Consider the following 22,366-nt stretch of genomic DNA (forward strand, 5'->3'; position numbering starts at 1 on the left):
ATTCGAGGCTTCAGTCACGAGGCTTACAGCTTAAAACGGAAAACTCACGAGACAGCACTTCAAACCCAGAACCTCCGTAATCTTTAAACCTAAAGTTTACGCCTTCAAGCTGGTCTGCCGAAACATTTTCCAACTCAATCTCGCTCAAGTAAAAATCGCCATTTACTTCAGGAACTTTAAAATACCTCACACCCGCAAACTTAAGGCCAACGTCACATTCAAAACGATCAAGCTTATAAAGCATGGCAAGCATTATTTCATATGTCGAAACGCTCTCTCCCTCATACTCTTGCCGAACGCTAAAACTTAATACATAATTCAAATTATAGAAATTAAATTCTGGAATGATCGATAGCTTTTCAATTCCGTTCATATCACTTCCTATGGATTGCATATCCCCCTGACAATCCGGCTGTACACCAGGCCCAGCGCCTTTTACATTTTGATTTTTCAGTGAAAAAAATGGACAAAAAAAAGAGGACAGATTTATTTTCCGGAGACTCATTCGTTACATCTAAAAGAACTCGTCAACCCTAATAAATCTGTCCACTTTTTACTTCCCCAAGCCATGACTAAAGCGAGCAGTGAAGGGCGGAGATTTTGCAATAAACAGATATAACAACACCGGCGGGATCTGTTGTTGAGTAAAGCCCATGCAAAACAATTACTCATAAACTTTCGACGCACATAAAATCCTTGCAAAGGTGCTCCAGCTAGGGCTAATAACTTTATTGTCGCCCGAGTTTTTTTGCATACATATCTATTGATCTAACGCAGGCTTCCATTGCCGCTAAAAACCTTTCTAAGTCCGGATTTTCCCAGTCATTTGGATTAAGCACCAACCCCTCTCTGAACTCACCAACAAAATCCGCAAGATCTTCTTTTGTCTGTATATCTCTAACTCGCTCAAAACTCATACCGTCCTCACTTATAAATACCTCGAACACAGATAATCGAACCATTATTGGGGGTAGTCATTTTCCATCCTTCCTTAGCAACCTCTGCTGGCGTAGCCGGAACAACTTTGATTGGAACTCCCGCCTCAGACGCAGCAAGCAAACGTCTGTTGTCCAAGCTATAAACCGCCCCGTCCTTCTCAAACGAAAAAGGGGAGAGATTTATTTTCCAGAGACTCATTCGTTACATCTAAAAGGACTCGTCAAACCTATAAATAAATTTGCCCCCTTTTTTACCTTGAAGGTACTCATCATAAAGTCATTTGTGACATCTACTTTGGGAATGGGTGGCTCAATTCCCCCCAGTTCTTTTGTACCTACTCAGGAATGATTTGCAACTCACTCCACAATGGTTTCAGCCCGAGACCTTCCATATAGGTCCCATAGTCGACAAAGGCCTTAACCCCAATGTCTTCGTATAAAAACCATGAGGCCTCGCACTCTTGACATACGAACAAGCAAGTGTCGTTAGCTATAATTCTAACCTTGACAACTTCTCCCTGCACACACCTTGGACACAGCATATAAAATTTCTCTAATTAACAGGATAGGCGGTAATAACCTTATTGGTCCCAGGACGAACAATAATTTTAATACTTGTTTCTCCCGTAGTACCAATCGGTCGGCCCATTGGGACAACATATGCCCCCGGATCACCTGACACGGGACTACCTTTCTTGCGCCATGCCTCATCGACAGCGCCTAAAATTTCTTTTCTGTCCATACTAAATACGCTATGCGTTGTCTTGGCCGGATTCGGCTCCGCGTGCTCTAAAACATGCAAAACTCTGTTCCCTTGGACTGATCCTTGTCCATAGTCTAAACCTGCTGGAGTTGTCCAAGTCCGGGTGGCCTTGTCAAACGTTAGCTCTACTGCACCACCTGTCGCTTTTGCACCGCTCTCCTCACTGTACATGTTTCCCGGATCAAGTCGATGCTCCGGCGTCACATACTTACCATCGTCCTGTCGCCCATCCAGCTGCGTCCCACCGGTATGAACCGTCGGAGCAACCACACTGCCATCACCAAACCCGCCACTGCTCGGATGCACGGCAATGTCCGTGAGGATCGGATTGACCAGACTTCGATTGCTAGGATCAAGCAGGTGGATCGGGAATGCCGTACCAACAATCACATCCCAGATCAATATGCTGCTTTTCATGCTTTGCGCAGCATTTTCTCCAGTTTTGGCTGCTGCCTCAACCATGGAGTTTGCCGCAATACGCAAGTTTTCCTGAGTGGTTGGGTTAGCTGCAACTAACGCGCCGCCTATGGCTGTGATGCCCGCCATAGCGAGAGGTATCGCCGGTAAGAAGTTATTTTCTCCATGACCGCTTTTATTCAAGCTCGTTAGCAACGTCAACACTTGCTGAGCTTTTTGCGGGTCGTCTCCTGCTATCTGAGTGATCTTATCTGCCAGTGCTTGAGTTTCAGGAGAGTGGTCGTTATTTGTGATATTGCCAAGCACTCGGTTGACGATAGCGGACCGTTCCTCTACGTGGCGACTACCTAGCTGCCTAAAAGCAGCCTTGCCTTCCATCATGCGACCAACCCAATCAGGGTTTGTGCCTTGCGCAATCTCCGAACCAGCGCCGAGCAGGTCCACCATCTGGAAAATCGTCTCTTCGGTTTTGTCACCTAACTTGGCGGCGTCGGTTTTCCATTGTTCTAATGTTGCCTTTGGGGATGTCACCGCTTTCAACGAAGAGTCAGTTACATACAGATCCGTACGTTTTTCCTGGTCCTTGGTAACTTCGTAAGCCTTATCAACATCGCGATTGAGCCCCGTCACTGCAGATGTAGCATCGCCCACATCCCGCACAACGATCTCACCCGCGCCCACTGTCGCGCGGACTGATTGCTCGCGGTCCTTATCGTACTTCCAGCCAGTAACACTCCACCCCGTCTGCCCCGTCTTGCCTTTACCGACCTGGCTCGGATCCTGGGTAGTGCTTTCACCGTTTTTATAGGTGCCACCGACGTTCAAGTAATACCCGTGCTCTTTATCTTCTCCAGAGATGTCTCTGAACCCCAGCGTGCCGGTGTCCAGTTTCAAGTTGCCATTGTCTGAAGCGATTAATGCGCCATCGAGTTGTGTGTGCTTCTCCGTACGGATATCTACTTTGTCGCTGGCGGTAATACGCGTCTGATCCTGGACCCAATTGGTTTTTCCAGTGGTCTGACCGTAACCAACCGAACCGCTGACACCGGCACCCGGCCCGATGGTGACGGTGACACTCAGATCAAATTCTTTGCCTTTGACTTTGCCGGTGTCGGGGACAGAAGAAACATTCAGGTCACCGCCGACCCGGCCAATGACTTTATCTCCCCGCAAGTCGGCACCTGCAACCTGAGTATCGCGGCCGCTCTCGAAGCCCAAACGATCGGCAGCATAGAGATAGGCATCCTGTTGACGCTGCCCTTCCCGGTCCAGGTTCCCTTTGCCCATGCTGACGCTGGCATAAACGCCGACTCCCTCGTTGCCAAAGGTAAACCCGACTTCTCCACCTCCACTGTTTCTATTACTGTCGCTTGAACTGTCGTTCTGCGCAGCACGGATGCTCAAGTCGTTCCCTGCCTTGAGATCGATGTCGCGGCCGGCCTTGGCTTGAGTACCTATCAGGTTCAGGTCATTGCTCGCATTCAGGTTAATATCGCGCCCGGCCTGCGCTGTCGTGACGGCAGAAGTACCGTTACTACCCTTCTCGCTAGCAACGCCATGGCTTCCACCTACGCCTAACTTTACGCCACCACTGGTACCGCCATGGATGCCACCCCAGCTCTGACTCTCACTGTCATTTTGGTTAATGCTGCCCTTGGCTACATCAAGCAAAACATCTCGACCTTTGATGTTGATATCGCGGCCGGCATTCAACTGGCCGCCGCTGATCGCCACATCATTCCCAGCGACCATGTTGAGATCTTTACCGGCCTTCAGGGTCGATGAACGATTGGTCTCTTCAATCAGCTGTGTGCTGGTGCTGTGCTTGCTATTGCCGAATTTTACGTCCCCAGTGGGACCTGCAAGGAATTGGCTGACTGCATCAACACCTTTCAGCGTGCTGGAGCCCTTGCTGATATTGTCCTCTCCCTTCCCGGCCCCGCTCACCGCATCCTTGGTGTTGCCATAGTTATGGTTGATAGCCACGCTCAACCCGTTACGCTCCGTCTCCCGCTGCTGCTCCATCAGCAAACGTTCACGCGCCGCATCGATATTTATATCTCGCCCGGCCGTCAGCTCAGCATCATTGGCAGCCGATAGGTCAGAGCCGCGCTGGTTGATATCTCGCTTGGCATTGATCGTCAGGTCCTGCCCTGCATTGATCTGGCTGGCGGCTGCTGTTTGCTGCTCAAGTCTATTTTTCTCTGTACTTTTATCAGCGCCCACAAACAACGTCACACCATTGGCGTCACTCGATACGCCAATACCGGTCTGTTTGCTTTTTTGCCAATCGCGCTCACTGGTACTGCTTTGGGCCGCAAGTACATTGACATCGCGTCCTGCATTGAGACTGACATCACGCCCGGCGCTGACCCCACTGCCCACCAAGTTAATATCTCGCTCAGCGTGCAAGCTCGCATCACGATCCGCGGACACTTGGCTCCCCACGCTGGTGCTGCGTTGGGCTTCTTGGCCAGCTTTTTTGGCCGAGGAGATCGCAATAAACCCACCCGAGATCGAGCCGGTTTTCTTCTCGTATTTTTCACTACGGCTATAGGCGGTGTCGTTTGCAGAAACCAGGTTGATGTCGCCTGTCTCCTTGACCAGTCCAGACCTTAACTCGACATCATTTTCTGCACTAATCTCACTGGCCCGCACCCGCACATCATTACCTGCAGCCACCACCACATCGTTGCCCGCCTCCAACTCACTGCCCACTTGGCTCGCAGTAGTCTTCAACTGGCTTTTGCCACTTTTGGACAGCCCCAGGAACCCGGACTTGGTCTTCTTGCTGTAGGAACCATGCTCCTCGACACCCGACAGCACCGCGATGTCACCGGTGGCACCCAGCAACATGTCGCCACCCGCCTTCAACTGGCTGCCGATCACGGTGACGTCACGCCCGCCGTCGATGCTCATCCCGCCACCAGTCTTCTTGGTGGCATTGATGGTCAGGTCTTTGCCGGCTTCGACGACCGAGGCCACGTTGGTGCTGTCATAACTTTCCCGCTGTTGGCTTTTGCTGCGTCCGAACGAGCCCTTGCTCTTTTTCGAGTAGAACGAGGCGTCTTCGTCCAGTGCCGACAGGATGCTCACATCGCGCTGTGCATCGAGGGCCACGTTGCCGCCGCCGGCGATTCGGCTGGCGGTGAGTTCCAGGTCTTTACCGGCATTGAGCGACACGTCGCCGCCGGCCGTCAGCACGCTGGAAACCTGACTGATGTGGTCCTTGGACTGGGTGACTTTCTTCGTCTTGCTGGAGGAATGCTGTTCGTCGGCGGCCGACGAAATGCTCAGGTTTTCGGTGGTCGTAATGCTCAAGTCACGCTTGGCGTCGATGCGGCTGGCAATGGCGCTGAAGTCACGCCCTGCCGATACCTTGAGGTCACGGCCTGCCTCCACGCTGGCACCGTTTTGCGTCACGGTTTCGGTGCGCAGGCGGCTGCCCAGATCCAAGCCATTGCGTTGCTCAACGGCATCGATGTGCACATCGCGGCCAGCGACCAATGTGGTGTCACGTCCGCTTTGCAGTACGCCACCGGTATTGGCGATGTCACGACCTGCATTCATCGTCAGGTCATTGGCAGCCTCGATGCGTGACGCACTGTCGAGATAGTCGCGTCGCTCGGCAGTACCGTTACCAGTGCGGGTCACGGCACGCTCGTTGATCACATCCCCCTTGATCGCCGTCAGCGTGACATCGCGTCCGGCGATGATGCCGCCGGACTTGTTGACGATGTTGTTACCCGCCAGCAGGTCGAGGCGGTTGCCGGCTTCGATCAAGCCGCTGTTGATCAGGTCATTGCCCGCTTTGGCGGACAGGTTGTTGGTGGCACGCAGGGTCCCGGCGTTCTCCAGGTTTTCGCCGGCGATCAGGTTAAGGTCGTTGCCTGCGATCAATGCGCCATTGGGTGCAAGACGATTGTCGGCCTGGGCCATGTACAGCACCGGCACCAGCACCTTTTCACCGTTCACTTCGTGCTGTTCGAGCCAGACGATGTCATGGGTCAGCGCCGCGACCTGTTGCGAGGTCAAGGTAACGCCCACTGCCAGGTTCAGTTGCTGCTTGCTCTGGATCGCATTGTCCATCAGGTACTTGAACAGCTTTTCGTCGGTGTTCTGGCCGTCGATAAAACGCTGCCCTGTGCGCGCTTGCACGGCCTGCTGGATCAAGCGTTGCTCATAGAGCCCGTCGCCCAGGCGCTTGGCACTTTCGTCCGGGTTGTAACCCAGCCCTGCGAGCAAGTAGTCGGAGCTCATGAACTGCTTGAGGTCCGTGAGCACCGGGTTGGTTTCGATCAGGTATTTATGTGGTTGCGACTTTGGCGCGGTAGGCGTGAAGCCTTGCACGCGGTTGATGGTCTGGCTGGCGACCGGAGTGGTTTGCGCCAGCGCATTGACCGGCTGGGCAATCACCTCCGCGACCTGGGTTGGGCTGCTGCCCGCACCTTGTGCGACGGGTGTGTTCACCACCGGCTGCACGCCTGGCATAACCGGCGTCACGCCAGGGATGTTCAACGTCGGCCGAGCGGGCTCGCCCGGTGTGGCGACCTGAACGTGGGTGTCCCTTTGGGTCAGCGCCAGGTCTGGCTGATCCGCAGGCCCTGTGACCTTCGCCACTGGCGGCGTTGAACCGCTGGACGGATCTTGGGCGTTGATACCGTCGCCCCGGGCGATTTCACCTGGGGTGATCTGGCTGGGCGTCCAGCCACTGCCGTTGGCCACATCGCCGGCCCCGGCAACGTTAAGTGTTCTGGTGGTGGCGGTGACACCACTGACCTGACGTGCAGTGGAGTCCACCTGACGCGTAGCTGCGCCCTGTTGAGTGACGCTTTTGAAATCGAAGGTGCGCGTTTCAAGCGCCGGCTGTGCATCCTGGCGTTGAGCCAGGCCGAGTGTCGCACCGCCCATGGTCCAGCTTTGTGGGCCACTGGTGGCTTGGGTGGCCTGGGCATCCTCACCCGCCCGGCTACTGAGGCGGAACAGTCCGTGAGTGCCCGTGGGCAAGGTGAACCCGCGTAGCGTCAAGGGGTTGACTTGTTGTTGGGCCAAGTCCGGTGGCAGCTGTGGCGCGAGTTGCACGACCACCGTTGTCGGGGCGCTGGCAACACCCGTGTCCTCATTGCGCGCAGCGCGCCCGGCCAAGGCGGTAAAGGATGTCTCGATGCTGTTGATTAAGGATTTGGTGGCCGTGATGTTCACGGTACCGGCTGCCTGGATGATCGCGGGTGCCAATGACGCGCCAGCGGTCGATACCAAGGTATCGCCAATCAGCCTGAAGGCTGACAACGCACTGACCGGCAGGTTTTTGGGTCCGGGCTGAGCGTTGTAGGGGTCCATGATGTTACGTTTGAAACGCCAGTAAGTACCATTGGATGATTCCATCCGCCAAGTCCGGGTACGCGTTCCGGAGCCAGACGCTGCTCCTTTGTTAGTCAGCGTATCAGCGTTGATATTCATGTCCGCGCCGGAAGCGATGACACTGTATTCATTGAGCACATTATTTGCGACGACATCCATACGGCCGCCCGCCTGGATAGTCGAAGCAGCCGATGTTTTCAGCAGCTCACTTTGATAGTTCTCGGTACCAATAAAATCGACGACAAAACTGCCCCCGCTACAGTCCCAGCAGATATTTGTAAGCGACCCGCCACTACCGGGTGTTTCTTTGGTCGAAAATTCATCCCGACGGTTAGTCAGGCTGGCAACCTTGAGGGACATGTCTCGGCTGGACTCAATGCTCCCCGATATGTTCTCCAGGCTGACCGCCTTACTCGTACCATCAAGACCGCTTACATCCAGGCGCGCTAGGCTGTAGATATCACCGTACTGGTTCGTGATTGCGTTGCTATGCAAGGTCATGTCGTTGCCGCTGAACAACAAACCATGATCGTTCAACAAGGCGGCACCGGTGACTGTCACATTTTGTGCGCCACCCAATGTCCCGTAGTTGTTCAGCGTACCTGCCGAGAGTTCGAGGTTGGTCGCAGAGGTCAGCCGTCCATAGTTGTTCAATTGACTATCAACGTTGACGTGGGTATCGCCACCGCCAGTAATTTTGGCGCTATTGCTCAGATCCAACTGACTCGCATGCAGGTTGAGCCCCCGCTGACTGGTGACTCGTCCATTACCGCTATAAGCGCCCGCGAGGTCGATATTTAAACTGCCATCACTGGCAATCAACCCGTTATTCACCCAACTGCCACCCTTACCTTCCAGGTGCGTCGAAGCCAGCAACTGCCCGGTTTCCGTCTGGGTAAAGTGATTGACGTTGACGTTCAATCGCCCTGCCTGAATGACACTGGTGTTGGTCCAGGTATCCGCGTTCAGAGTCAGGCCACCACGAGTTACAACAGTGCCGCCCGCGCCGGTTACGTTGGGCAACGAGATGTCGAATGTGCCCTCACCCACATGCAGCAATTGGCCGCCGTTGTTCTGGAAGCTGGCGGCCGCCAGGGTCAGGTTCTGGTTGGCGGTTTCCACGGCGCCGTTACGGTTGTCGAACACGCTGCCGATCTGGAACTCTGTCTTGCCGGCGCGTCCCAGGGCGCGCAACTTGCCGCCCTGGTTATCGATGGCGTTGGCGGCCACGGTCAGGTTGTTGGTGCTTTCGATCAGGCCGTTGTGGTTGGTCAGTTGGCCATCGAGGCCAAGCGCGATCTGGTCACCGGCAATCTGGCCGGCGCTGTTTTCCAGGGCGCTGCCATTGATGCGCATCAGGCCCTTGGCATACAACGCGCCCTGCTGGTTATTGAGGGTGGCAACCGTCAGCCATGCATCGCTGGTTTGCGCGCCGAGATAGCCGCCCTGATTATCGAATTGACCGGCATTGAGTAGAAGGCGCTGGCCTTGAATCAAGCCGCCCTTGGGGCTGCCATTGAGGTCATGGCCATTGCGAAGCACTCCCACCACACCGGCTTCAATGGCGCCCTTGAGACTGGCGAGCACACCGCTACGGTTGTCGAGGTTCCCGGCCTTGAGGTGCACGTCACCGGTCTGGCTGATGATATTGCCGCCTTGGTTGTCGAGATCGCCATTGACCTCGACACGCAGGCCGTTCTGCCCCTGCAACTTGCCCTGCGCGTTCGTCAGGCCAAAGGCGTTGATGCGCAGGTCGCCGTCCTGGCTGTAGATCAAACCGTCAGCGTTGTTTTGAACGATGGCGCTGGCATCGATGGCCAGCGGACCTTTGGCCGCGACGGTGCCGCCTTGGCTGTTGTTCAGGCCGCCCATGGCCAATGACAGGCGTCCCTGGCTGGCCAGTTGGCCGCCTCGGTTATCCACCTCGATGGCGCGCTGGAGTACCAACGACCCAGTGCCTGCGATCTTGCCGTTGACGTTGCCAAGGTTGCCTTGCAGGTTGAGCACCAGATGGTCGTTACCCATCAGCGAGCCACCGGTGTTGAGCAAGTTGCCACCCAGGAAGTTCAGGTTGCGCAGGGCCGTGATATTACCGGCACTGTTGTCGAGGTCGGCCGCGCTCAGATCCAGCGTCGAGCCGCTGTCGATCAACCCACCTTGGGTGTTGTTCAATGCGCCAATCACGTTCAAGGTCTGCTGCGCGCCGCTGGAGATAACACCTTTGTAGCTGTTATCCAGGCTCGCGGCGCTGACACTCAACTGCCCTTGGCTGGCCAACGCCCCTTCGCCACTGTTGAGCAAGCTGCCACTGAGGTGCACGTCAAGGTCGCCGTTGCGACTGGACAGCGTGCCTTTGTCACGGTTATTCAAGTGAGTGCCGATCAGGTTGAGGCCCTGCCAACCCGATATCAGGCCGCCGCGGTTAACCAAGTCGCCTGCATTGAGCGTGAGTAACTGTTGGCTGATAAGCGTGCCGGCGCTGTTGTCCAGGCTGCGCCCCGTCAAGCTAAGTGCATTTTGGCTGGACAGTTCGCCGCCCTGGTTTTGCAGGTCGCGTAGGCGTTTTAAGGTCAACGGGCCTTTGGCAAAGATCAGGCCCTTGCGGTTATCCAGATCACCGTTTGCCAAGTCGACGCTCAGGTGCTGCTCACCTATCAACCTGCCGCCACGCAAGGCCATGGACGTGAGCGTGAGGTCCATATCACCCTTGGCCGATACCTCGCCGGCGTCACTGGCGTCTAAACTCAGGGCATTGAGTTCCAGGCTGCCCTGGCTGTTGATCAGGCCTTTGGCGCTGTTGTCCACGGCCAACGCATTGAGCGTCAGCGCGCTGGTACCCAGCAGGCTGCCGCCCTGGTTATTGAAGTTGCCCGCGTTGACTGTCAATGCCTGCGCGGCGTTGATCAAACCTTGTTGCCCGTTGCTCAGCAGCCCAGTGCTGGTCAATTCAAGGCCACCACGGCTGGTGAGCGTACCGCCGCTGTTATCGACCACGGCCGCTTGCGCACTCAGGCTTGCACCTGCAACCAAACCCTTGATGTTAGTGAGTACCTGGTCGATACGCAGTGTCAGGCCCTGGTTGCTGAGCAGGCGACCACCGCTGTTATTCAGGTTGCGCGCCACGATATTGAAGGCCTGGCCACTGGAGATTTCACCGGCCTGGTTGTTCACACCATTGAGATGGTTGAGCACCAGCGGCCCGGTCGCGTTGATGAGGCCCTGCTGGTTGTTGAGCTGGCCATTGTTCAGGTCCAGGATCAGGCCCGCGTTGCTGAACAGCTTGCCACCTTGTTGATCAAGCCCATCGACGCTGGCCGTCAGGACCTGGGCACTGCCGATGTTGCCGGCGCTGTTGTTCAGTAGCCCAGCCTTCAGCTCCAAGGTGTCGCCACTGGTGAGACGGCCCCCAGTGTTATCCAGCGCGCCAGTGGTTACACTGACCGCCCCTTTGCCACTGAGCACGCCCTTCTGGTTCCCCAGGCTAGCGCTGCGCAGTTGCAGCGTGCTGTCAGTCACGAGCTCACCGCCCTCGTTGTCCAGAGCCCCCTGCGAACCCAGCACCAACGCGTCGGCGCTGGAAATCCGCCCCTGACGGTTGACTACGCTCGCCGCATCGACGCGCAGGCGCCCTTCACTGTTGAGCACGCCTTGAGTGTTATTCAGCTCCCCTTTCAGCTCAAGTTGCAGAAGCTGCTGGGCGAGCAGTTTGCCGTTGCTGTTGTCCAGGTCCTGAGCGCTCAGCATCAGCCGCTGAGTGTTGAGCTGGCCTTGGTTGCGATTAAGCAGCTGGGTGAGCGTAAGGTTCAAGGATTGCCCGGCCAGCACACGACCCGCATCGCTGTTATCCAAGGTGTGCCCTGTAACGGTCAGGTCGGCGTTGGTCGATAGTTCGCCACCACGGTTGTCGACCCGATCGACCAGCAGTTTCACCGCCTTATCGGCGCCAACCAGGCCTTTGCGGTTGTCCAGGACCGCACCACGCACATCCACGGCTGTGGTGCTGATGAGTTGACCGCCGCGGTTATCGACCTGATCGATATCAACCGTCACCAAGGCTTTGCCCGATACATCACCGTCACGGTTGTCGAGTCGAGCGGAAGACAGCCGCATGGCGCCGTCGGCAATCAGCGTTCCGCGCTGGTTATCCAGCGCCTGGGTGGCAGAGACGTCCATGACGCCACGACTGTTGAGCAAACCATCAGTGTTGTCCAAGCGAGCACTGTTGGCGTTGAGGGCGGCTGCGCTGATCGCACCTTTGGCGTTGCCCAAAGCGTCTTGAATCTGCAGGATCAGGCCCTGGTTACTGATCAGCTTGCCACCGCCGTTATCCAGGTTGCGAGCCGCCAGCACGAAGGCTTGCTGGCTGGAAATTTCGCCGCGCTGGTTATTGATATCAGCCAGGTTTTTCAACATCAGCAGCGGACTATTGATCAGGCCACCCACGTTGCTCAGTCGGCCGTGGTTCAGGTCCAGGTCGAGCTGGGTGTTGCTGAACAGTTCACCGCCCTGTTGATTCAGGCCGGTGATCGCGGCGGTAAGATTTTTACTGCTGGCGATACATCCGCTGTTGGCCACCTGGGTGGCTGCCAGGTCCAGGCGATCAGCGCTGGTGATACGGCCAGTGTTGTTCAGCGTGCCGGTGGCCAGGGTCAGCGCGCCACGGCTGTTGAGCAGGCCTTTGGGGCCGTTGTCCAGGCTCGCGCTGGTGAGCGTCAGGGCGGCATCGGTCTCCATGACGCCGCCCTGGTTGGTGATAGCACCGCTGGCAGCAAGTGTGAGCGCACCCGCCGAAGAGACGGCACCCGCGTCGTTGTTGAGCGTCGCGCTGCTCACCTGCAGGGTACCTTCGCTGCTGATTTTACCCAGCTGGTTATCCAGCCGACCATCCAGTTCAGTGCCGGGAATGGCGACCAGCGACATGCTCAGCGATTGCTGGCCCGCGAAAGTGCCTTGGCCGTTATCCAGGCGCGCGCCGTTGAAGCGGTTGTCCCGGGCGAAAATCATCCCTTGGGCCTGGTTGATCACATGGGCCACGGCCAGTTCCAATGCGGTACCGGCGATCAGTTTGCCCGCGCTGTTATCCAGGTGCTGCGCCTTGAAGTCGATGCTGCTCTGGCTGGAAATCTCGCCCGCACGGTTATCAATGGCGTCGACCGTCAGTTTCAGCGCTTTTGTGGCGCCTACCAGGCCGCCATCGCGATTGTCCAGGGAGGCCCCGCTCAAGCTCAGCTCGTCCTGGGCAACCAGTTCACCGCCCTGTTGGGCCAGTACACCGATAGTTGCCTGTAGATCCGCCTGGCTGGCGATTCGGCCAGCCGCGTTTTGCACATTATCGGCAGTCAGTCGCAGGGGCCCTGCTGCACTCACCAGCCCCTTCTGATTACGCAATTGTTGTCCGGAGAAGCTCAGGGCCGCTTTGCTGCTGAGCGAACCTTGCTGATTGTCCAACTCACCCACATTGAGCTGAAGGTCCTTCTGGGCAAGGATCACACCACCACGGTTGTCGACGTTGGCGCTGTGCAGCGTCAACAGGTCCTGCCCGGTCAGCCGCCCTTCGCGGTTATCCAGACGACCGGCACGCAGTTCCATCGCGCCTTTGGCCAACACTTGCCCTTTGGCCTGATTGTCCAGTAACCCATCAATCGTGGCCTTGAGTTGGCCGTCGCTGCCCAGTTTCCCGGCCTGGCGGTTATCCAGACTGGCGGCCTGCACGTTCAACGAGGTGCCGGCCCCGAGCGTGCCGGCCTGATTATTCAGCGCGCCCTTGACCTTCACATCCAGGCTGACATCACCGAGCACCTGCCCGGCAGTGTTATCCAAACTGGCCGCCTTCAGCTGCGTGTGGCCTGCGCTGACGATTTCGCCCTGGTCGTTAAGCAGGTCCTCATTGACCACCAGGCGCGCATCCAGAGCGCTGCTGACCTTGCCTTCACGGTTGTCCAGGCGCGAGGCACCCAGCTCGACACCGGCGGCTGAAATCAGCCCTTTGACGTTAAGCAACGCCTGTTCGATTTTGAGGGTCAAGCCTTGGTCGCTGAGTAAGTTGCCGCCGCTGTTGTCCAGGGTGTCGGCACGCAAGGCAAAGGCCTTGGCGCTGGAAATTTCACCGTTACGGTTGTCGACGCTTTTGAGGTTTTTGAGCAACAACTGCCCTGGCGCGTTGATAAAGCCATCGGCGTTATTCAAGTGCCCCTGGTTCATGTCCAGGGTCAGTTCGCTGTTGCTGTAAAACTCACCGGCTCCGCGCTGGTCAAGGCTGCTGAGGCTGGCGTTGAGCGCCTGGCCACTGGCGATACGGCCCTCGAAGCGGTTGTCTACGTCGGTCGCTGTCAGGTTGAGGCGATCAGCGCTGGTGACACGGCCTTGATGTTGGTTAAGCAATACGCCTGTGGTCAGTTGCAGTGCACCGTCAGCCACAATGCGCCCGTGGCTGTTGTCGACACTGCCTGCATTCACCGTCGCCGTATCAGCGCTGAGCACCTCGCCGTTCTGATTGGCGAGGGCATTGACGGCGCTCAACAGTAACGCCCCGCCGCTGCTGATACGCCCGCCGTTGTTGCCAAAGCTGGCGCTGCGCAGTTGCAAGGCGGCGTCGCTGCGCATGACGCCTTGGCTGTTGTCAGCCCGCCCGGCCAGGGTCACGTCCAGGTTGCGTTTGGCGTAGACACTGCCTTGGGCGCTGTTATCCAGGCTGGTGGCCTTGAGGTTGACATCCTGCTGCGCAGAAATCAGGCCCTTGAGCTGGTTGTTCAGCCTGTCGAGCGTCAGCTGGAGCGTACTATTGGCCAGTACGCGACCGGCATTGCTGTTGTCCAGCTCACGGCCCATCATCGTCAGTTCGGTAACGCTGGAAACTTCACCCCCTCGGTTGTCCAGCTTGCCGATGGACAGGTTCATGGCTTTACCCGAATTGAGCAACCCGGCCTGACGGTTGTCCAGCTCGTCCCCCTTGACTTGCAACTGCCCGACCGACGTGATGCTGCCACCTCGGTTATCCACGCTACCCACCACAAGGTGCGCCTCACCCTTGCTGGTCAGACGGCCCTTGGACTGGTTGTCCAGGCTGGCAGCATTGACCGTCAGCATCTGACCGGCAGCTAGCGTGCCTTTGTCATTGTTGACCGCGCCGTGGCTGGTCAAGATCAAGCGGTTATCGCCCTGGATGCGCCCTTGACTGTTGTTCAGCGCAGCCACTTCGACTGTCGAGTGCTGACCCAGCAATTCACCGTTGCGATTGTCCAGCACACCTTCTACGCCGAGGTTCAGGTCGGAAACGGCACTCAGTTTGCCGCCCTGGTTGCCCAGGCTGGCGCTGCTGACCAGCAAGGCTGCCGCGGAAATCAGGCCACGGGTGTTATCCAGTGCCTGGGCGATTCGCAGGGTCAAGGCTTGTTGGCTGAGTAACTTGCCGTCCGCTGTGTTCAAGGCGGTTGCCGCCAGCTCAAAGGCGTGGGCGCTGGAAATTTCACCGCCCTGGTTATCAACGCTGCCCAGTTGCTTGAGCAGCAATTGCCCCGGCGCGTTGATCAAACCACCGTTATTGTTTAGGTAACCACCTTGCATATCCAGGCTTACATCGGCTTGGCTTGCGACATGCCCGTTACGGCTGTTGTCCAGTGCAGTAACGGTCATCCCCAACTGAGTGGCACTGCGCAGTTCTCCGCCTTGGTTGCTCAGGTTGCCCGTTGCAATCTTCAGCTCGCCAGCACTCGATAGCGTTGCGTCATCGTTGGTTAAACCACCGGCATTGATGGTCAGGCGAGCATCGCTGCGCAGCGTGCCTTGGGCGTTGTTCAACTGACCGCCAACATCGACGCCCAGTTGGTGTTTGGCGTACAGGCTACCGCCCGCGCGGTTATCGATGCCTTGTGCACTGATCTGTACCTGCTCAGCGGCAATACGACCGTTGAGCGAGTTGTTCAAGTCAGCAACGTTCACCTGCAAGTCAGTGCCGGCGCTCACCAGCCCCGCTTGGTTGAGCATATTCGCGGCTATACGCGCCGTCAGCGACGCATCGCTGGTCAGGGTGCCCTGACGGTTATCCAGGCTGGCGCTGTTGACGGTCACGCTTTGCCCGGCGGCCAATGTGCCTGCCTGGTTGCTGATCGCGCCACCCGCTTGGAGCACCAGCGTTCCATCACCCTGCACCAGGCCCTGGTCGTTATTGAGCGTCCCAACCCCAAGCACCAGGTGCTTGCCTAGCACCTTCGCGCTGCGGTTATCCAGCTCGCCATCGACTTGCAGGTTGAGGCCCTCCACCGCAGCGAGTCGACCGGCCTGGTTAATCAGTGTGCCCGCACGTACCTCCAGGGCCTTGGCGGTTAACCCACCTTTGGTATTGTCCAGGGCGCGGGCAATGCGCACGCTCAAGGCTTGCTCGCTGAGCAACTTGCCGGCGCTGTTATTGAGTTGATCCGCATTCAGATCGAAGGCTTGGGTGCTGGAGATTTCGCCGCCCTGGTTATCGACGCTGTTCAGTTGAGTCAGCAACAACTGGCCTGGGGAGTTGATCAAGCCGCCTTGGTTGTTGAGGTGACCCCGATTGAGGTTCAGGCTCAAATCGCCTTGGCTGAAGAGTTGGCCGCCATTGCTGTTGTCCAGGTGACCTACGGTCAACTGTGCGCCTGAATCGGCACTGAAACTTCCGCTTTGATTGGCGAGCAAACCACCCACCCGGGCGTTAAGCCGATCACGGCTGTGAACTCGACCGCGTTGGTCGTTGAGCAAACTGGCAACGTCAATATCCAGGCCGCTGGCTGCAATCTGACCGGCACCATTGTTCAGTGCCTGGGCGATACGCAAGCCCAAGGCTTGATCACTGAGCAGCTTGCCAGCGCGGTTGTCGAGGCTGTTCGCCGCGACGCTAAACCCACGGGCACTGGAAATCTCGCCACTGCGGTTGTCGACGCTATTGAGATTATTCAGCGCCAGCTGGCCACTGGCATTGATCAAACCTGCATCGTGGTTGTCGAGGTGGCCGTTGCTCAGGTCCAGGGTTAGGTCGCTATTGCTGTAAATGCGCCCTTGGTCATGCTGGTCGAGGCTGGTGACACGGGCATTGAGAGCCTTGGCGCTGTAGATTGATCCACCTTGGCTGTTATTGACCGGGCCGGCCGCCAGTTCAAGGGCGCCACCACTGGCGAGCACGCCATGTTGTTGGTTATTGAAGTTCCCGGCATTGACCTGTGCAGCGGCCCCCGATTCGATGCGGCCCTGCTGCTGATTATCCAACGTGCCGGCGATATTCAGCCCCAGCTCGCCCTGGCTGGTGAGGATGCCTGACTGGCTATTGTCCAGTTGCCCCGCGTTGACCCGCACCATCTGCCCGGCCACCAGGCGACCGTTTTGATTGTTCACCGCCGCGCTGGCAGTCAAGCGCAGCGCCTGGCCCGCAGATATCAGGCCGGCGACGTTGTCCAGGCTGTCGACCTGCAAGGTGACGTCAGCAAGGCTTGAGAGCTCGCCCTTGCGATTGACCAACTGCCCGATGCGGCCGCTGAGCCCTCGGTCGCCCACCACCAGGCCTGCGTCAGTATTGAGCAACTGCCCGGCATTGAGCTCAAGGCGTGAGGCGCTCAACACGCGGCCTTGCTGTTGGTTATCCAGTTCTTCGGTCGTCACCTTCAGCTGGTTTTGCGCGCTAAGGGTGCCGCCGCGGTTGTCGAGAGTGCCATCCACATTCACGGCTAGGTCACGACTGGCGATGACGGTCTTGCCGTTGTTATTCAACTGGGCGGCAGTGACGTGGATATCGCCCTGAGCATTGCGCGTCCGATCAGCGTTGACACCCGCTTCGATGACGCCGTTGTTGGTCAACACCCCACCGCTTTGCAGCGCCACGCGATCACGCGCAGCCAGGCTTTTTTGATTGAGCAAGCCGCCTTGCGTCTTCATCTCAAGCACACTGCCCGCCGCGACCACGCCCTGGGCTTCAACGCTGCGGGCCTTTACGTCAATGGCGCCGGCCGCCGTTGTCTGGCCCATGACCACGTGGCCACCGGCATCGATCTGAATATCACCGCCGGCGACCATATCTCCTGACAATTTCACGCCGACACCGGCTTCAGTACCGACCAGCTTGACCGCGCCCACATACATGCCGCCCAGCGCCGACGAGTCAATCGCCAGATCCGGCGCCTGGCTGCCATCTGCGGCTCGCGCGGTAGCATTCAAGGTGCGTGCGTCGACGTCGTTACGACCAGCGACGATGGTGAGTTTTTTCGCCTGGATCTGCGCATTGATGGTGGCGGCGCGGGTGATGATTTCGAACTGATCGACGTTGCTGGCGTTCAGGCCGGCGCCTTCGATAGCCACACTGCCCTGGTCCACTTGGTAACGATTGATCTGGCCGTTTTCAATCACGGCTTTACCGGTGGTGAGCGTCGCTTGCGGGGTGTTGATAAAGCCGCAACCGTTACAGCTGATGCCATACGGGTTGGCAACGATCACATGGGCCGACTGCCCGGCCACTTCGGTGTAGCCGCGCAGTTGGCTGGGGCTGCCGCCGTTGACTTCGTTGAGAATGATATTGGCCGCGGTGCCGTGGAGGTTGGGGTTGCCGACAATGATGCCGCCCAGTTGGGTGGACTGGGTACGGTCGGTGGCGTTATTGAGGATGACCCCGTTGGCGCCAACGTTGTAGTCATGAAATTGGTTGTGCGAGAGGCCGTTGGCGTTCGGCGTGGCGATGTTGACGATGGGCACGCCATTGCCCGCTTGTCCGAGCGAAGTACCTGGAGCATTCACCACAATGCCGTCTGCCTGGGCCAGCAACGGGTGCCAGAACATGGCGTTGGCCAGAATCAATGCCAACCCACGTTTAGGCAGCCCCAGGAAATGGGCGCGGCTTTTTACGGCAGCAGAAGGCTGGCGCGCGAGGAATGCGTACTGGCGAACGTCCATGTCATGTCTCGAAGCCCGAAGGCGGTCAAAAATTTAAAGGAAAAAGTCCAGACGGAAATAGATCGGCGCTTCACGGTCCGTGATCGCTTCCGGTCGTTCCAAAGAGTGTGCAAAGGTCACGCTGGCCGCGACGTTCTTGCCGCGCGCAAACAACTCCACCGAGTTGCTGCTCATGCGCCCATGCTGCTCGGCGTTGTAGCGGCCATGGCTGATGACGCCCTGGTCGTAGCCCAGGCTGGTGCCGTATTCAGTGAGCACCGGCTGCATCCAGGCCCAAGTCACCGGCCGACTCCAGCGCAGGTCGTTGCGCCAGTAGCCGCCGCTGTCGCCGGCAAGCATTTGGTCTTTGTAGCCACGAATCGACGACTGCCCGCCGAGGCTCATGCGCTGTGGGCTGAACAACACGTCTTCGCTGTGCTGACCGGTCATCAAACTGCTGAAACTGAGGGACTCACCCCACAGTTTGAATGGATACAGATAGCTCACCGTGGCGGTGTACTTGCGGTAGCGCGCATCCGGCTGCCCAGGCTTTGGATCGTGATTGGCCTGGGCATCGAATGCGCCGACGCCGTTTTGCATGCCAAGGTCAATGTTGAGGAATGAACCGCCGATACGCCGACCATGGTTGATACCCACTTGCGCTTCGCTGAGGCGGTTGCTGCTCAAGGCAAGCTTGCTGTCTTCAATGAAATTATTGGTACGAAGGTAGGCGATGCCAGTGTTCAGAGATGTTTTGCTCAACGCATCACGATGGATAACCCGCTCCAGGCGCAACTGGTGATTCTGACTGTCGCCGGTCTGCTTGAACTTGAAGTGGTTGGCCTCGGCCTGAGAGCGGTACTCACTTTCGATGTAGCTGTACGAGAGGTTCCACCAACCGAACGGCAGGCTGTAACTGAGCATCGAATTGCGCGAGGTTTTCTGGTGATCGCTGACGGCATCGTGGCCGCCACGTAGCGAAAGCTGGTCGGCCAGGCCCAACGGATTGTCCCAATCCAGGCTGGCGCCCCACTGCTGCTCACCGGTGCTGCGCTGGCCGCCGTTGTGCCGCGACAGGCCAACACGCCAGGGCTTTTGCGAGGTGTTTTTGACCAGTACATCACTGCCCCCCACGGCCTTGCCCGGCGCCAATTCCATCTGCGCCTGGTTCGACGGCAAGCGGTTCAACTGATCGACCATCTGCTCGATTTCGCGCAGATTGAGCAGTTCGCCCTGCTTGCCGGGGAAGCTCATGGTCAATTGACGGTCAGTGATTCCGCTGCCTTCGGCAGCCTTCAGGCTCTCCAGCTTACCTTCGACCACTTGGATCTTGAGATTGCCGCTGGAAAGGTCTTGCTGCAGCAAATACGCGCGACTGGTGACCAGGCCTTTGGCCAGATAACGGTCGGTGATCACCTTGAGCACTGCGTTGAGTTGCGGCACACCAAGACATTGGCCGAGGTAGGGCTTGATCAGATGAGCTCGCTCACCTTCAGTCAGCGCATCCGCGCCGCCCAGCTCGATGGTTTTGATCGGGAAGCAGCGGGTGTCGACAGGTGTTGCCGAGGTTGCCGGCGCGGCGGCTTTACCCGGCAAGTCTTTGAGCTCCTCAAGGCGCCGTTGCTGCTCTTCGAGCAGGCGGTCCTGGCGGTCACGGATCAGGTCGGTGATGCCGGGGGCGTTCTGCGGCGTGGCCGCTTGCGCCCATCCGGAGGTGCCCAGGCAAAAAAAAGCGGACAGCAGGCTTAACCTGGTCCGACGCGGTAAACGCCACACTGTATAGATCCCTCTATATGGCTTTATGCCATCCAATGTGGCGATGATAAGATGTCATTTTGATGGCGTCAATTAACAGTGCAAACTCGTTCAACCCTTCACGCAGAGCGGCTCAGGCGTGAAAATGAAGAGTTTTTGCCCGTTTGAGTCCGACCGCTAGGCACTGATGCTGCGTGTGGTACCGAGTCATTGCGTCAAACAGCAGGCCATAAAAAACCCCACAGCTTCGGGGAGCCTGTGAGGTTTTATCTTCTGTTTCGCAGGTGTCGCATCACACCACGCTGATCATCTCTGCACTCAACTGCGCCGCATTGAACCCCACCAAGGTGACACTGCTGTCCCCCGCCAGAATTACGCTGTCACTGCCATGCTGGGTAGTGGCACCGAGCACGGCATCGGCGCTGGCAAACAGCGACTTGGCGAACACCAGCAGGTCCTGCCCATTCTGGTGAATGTTGAAGTCGCTGATCACGTCGTGGCCAAACCCGCGTTGATCGAAAACAAACAGGTCGCTGCCCACGCCACCGCTGAGTTGGTCATTGCCCAGCCCGCCGATCAAGACGTCATTGCCGCTGGCGCCATACAGCGCGTCGTTGCCCGTGCCGCCCAGCAGTGTGTCGTTGCCGTCGCCGCCGTGCAGCAGGTCGTTGCCGGCGCCACCGTCGAGCCGGTCATTGCCGTTCTGGCCGAATATCAGGTCACGCGCGGCGGTGCCTTTGAGGGTGTCGGCCAACTGGCTGCCTTCGATGGATCTGGCATACGCTTTATCGGCGCCAAACAGGCCTTCGAAGTCGAGTTTGCCACTGGTCACCGTATAGGCCGGCGTGAGGACCTCGCCAATGCCACCGAAGAGCCCGCCGAACACGGGCACCTGGCCGAGGCTATTGGCCAGGCCGGTTTCGAACTCCACATGCTCTACGCCGTGCAATTCCTTGAGGCCGTATTGGCCGCTGCTGTCGTTCAAAAACAACGTGCCATCGCTGAGTTTCACCGCTTCGTAGGAAGATGCAGTGCCTTTGAGGAAGACTTTGTCGTTGCCTTCACCGCCGGCGACAATATCGGCACCGGTACTCACGCGGAAACTGTCGTCACCCTTGAACCCGTCGAGGAAGTCATCGCTGCGCCCGTCCTGCAGCTTGTCCGAACTGTCGGTGCCCAGCAGGAAGGCCGGTGTGCCGTAATGGTTGGAGGTGGCGGTCTGTTTGTCGCTGACCCAGGTAAAGCTGCGGCTGATGGCGTCGAGATTGCTGATGATGATGGTGCTGTCGCGTTCGATGTAATCGTAGAAGGTCGATTGGGCGATACGCTGGATAGGGTTGATGAAAATGCCTTCCAGATGCGCGGCCCAGCCTGACAGGTTGGCAATTGAGAACGGACCATTGGGCCAGGTTGGCAGCGCGTAGATCGTGTCGAACAGCACGATGTTGTCAGTCGTCGAAGTGTAACTGGCGTCACTGCCTTGAAGCGCATCGATAATGGCGCTGCCCACGTTGGTCTCTTGCCCCGTGAGGCGGTGGACCACATCGTTTTCAAAACCGAAGTTGAAGATTCCGTCGCTGTTGCTGGACTTGGGCGACTCCATGCCAAAGTAGTCCGAATCCTTGAAAAAACCGTCTGCCAAAGTGTCCTTGCCGATATACATGCTGTTGGTGACAGAACCACCCTGGCTGTAGCCGGTTACCAGAACATCTTTGCCGCTCAGGTTGTGGTCGGTGGCGTAATCCTTGATTGAATTGAGCAGGTAGTCGTAGCCGTTGATATAAGAGTTATCGATCATCGCCGGCCAACCCAGCAGATCAATTGGCGAGTTGGTGCCGGCAATGGAAAAACCCATTTTGACTAATTGGCCGCTGTCATCGTATTGACCAAACACCCTGGCCTGGGAGCCGAACACGCCGTCACCGGTAAAACTTCCAGTGATGTCGATGTGGCTGCTATCCACCTGCAGTTCGCTCGCGCCGATTTCACGCCAGCCCTTGGGCAGCGCGAAGGTGTTGCCCTCGCCCAGCACAAGCCCCGGAATATTGTAGAGCGCGCCGACGGTCGCGACACCACTGGTATAAGTGGCGAGGGTCCAGGCATCTGAAATCAGGACGCGGGCATCTTGCCCCTTGTAATCGAATATAGCCATGTCAGTACTCCTTGAGCCCAGCGATCAACACCGAAAGTCAACGGTAATACCTGATGCGTCGGGCTAAACAATATGCATTGAAGTTGTTGTTGTGCATTC

Annotated in this window: 5 protein-coding genes; all 5 read right to left on the reverse strand. The window is 57.6% G+C overall.

Going from position 1 to position 22,366, the window contains the following annotated elements; translation table 11 throughout:
* Positions 1-10 precede the first annotated feature (10 nt).
* A complete protein-coding gene (locus AB4P90_RS15400; RefSeq protein WP_343077714.1) occupies positions 11-505 on the reverse strand; it encodes a hypothetical protein in 495 nt (164 codons plus the stop codon).
* A gap of 223 nt (positions 506-728) precedes the next feature.
* Complete coding sequence (locus AB4P90_RS15405; protein WP_395605094.1) at positions 729-917, reverse strand: hypothetical protein; 189 nt, start codon at positions 915-917, stop codon at positions 729-731.
* Between the two features lie 574 nt (positions 918-1,491).
* Positions 1,492-18,381: a hemagglutinin repeat-containing protein gene (locus tag AB4P90_RS15410; protein WP_395605095.1), complete on the reverse strand. Its 16,890-nt coding sequence runs from the start codon at positions 18,379-18,381 to the stop codon at positions 1,492-1,494.
* Between the two features lie 33 nt (positions 18,382-18,414).
* Positions 18,415-20,136 carry a ShlB/FhaC/HecB family hemolysin secretion/activation protein gene (locus AB4P90_RS15415; RefSeq protein ID WP_122300773.1) on the reverse strand — a complete coding sequence of 574 codons (1,722 nt, stop codon included), beginning with the start codon at positions 20,134-20,136 and terminating at the stop codon, positions 18,415-18,417.
* A 271-nt stretch (positions 20,137-20,407) separates the two neighbouring features.
* Positions 20,408-22,267, reverse strand: a complete 1,860-nt coding sequence (locus AB4P90_RS15420; protein ID WP_106111180.1) for a calcium-binding protein — start codon at positions 22,265-22,267, stop codon at positions 20,408-20,410.
* Positions 22,268-22,366: the final 99 nt, after the last annotated feature.

Source organism: Pseudomonas sp. B16120, assembly GCF_044218845.1.
GTDB lineage: Bacteria > Pseudomonadota > Gammaproteobacteria > Pseudomonadales > Pseudomonadaceae > Aquipseudomonas > Aquipseudomonas paracarnis.

What these genes read in the sequence shown, in the direction of transcription:
- AB4P90_RS15420 (WP_106111180.1), bottom strand. Translation starts at nt 22,267, where the DNA reads ATGGCTATATTCGATTACAAGGGGCAAGATGCCCGCGTCCTGATTTCA.
- AB4P90_RS15410 (WP_395605095.1), bottom strand. Translation starts at nt 18,381, where the DNA reads ATGGACGTTCGCCAGTACGCATTCCTCGCGCGCCAGCCTTCTGCTGCC.
- AB4P90_RS15400 (WP_343077714.1), bottom strand. Translation starts at nt 505, where the DNA reads ATGAGTCTCCGGAAAATAAATCTGTCCTCTTTTTTTTGTCCATTTTTT.
- AB4P90_RS15405 (WP_395605094.1), bottom strand. Translation starts at nt 917, where the DNA reads ATGAGTTTTGAGCGAGTTAGAGATATACAGACAAAAGAAGATCTTGCG.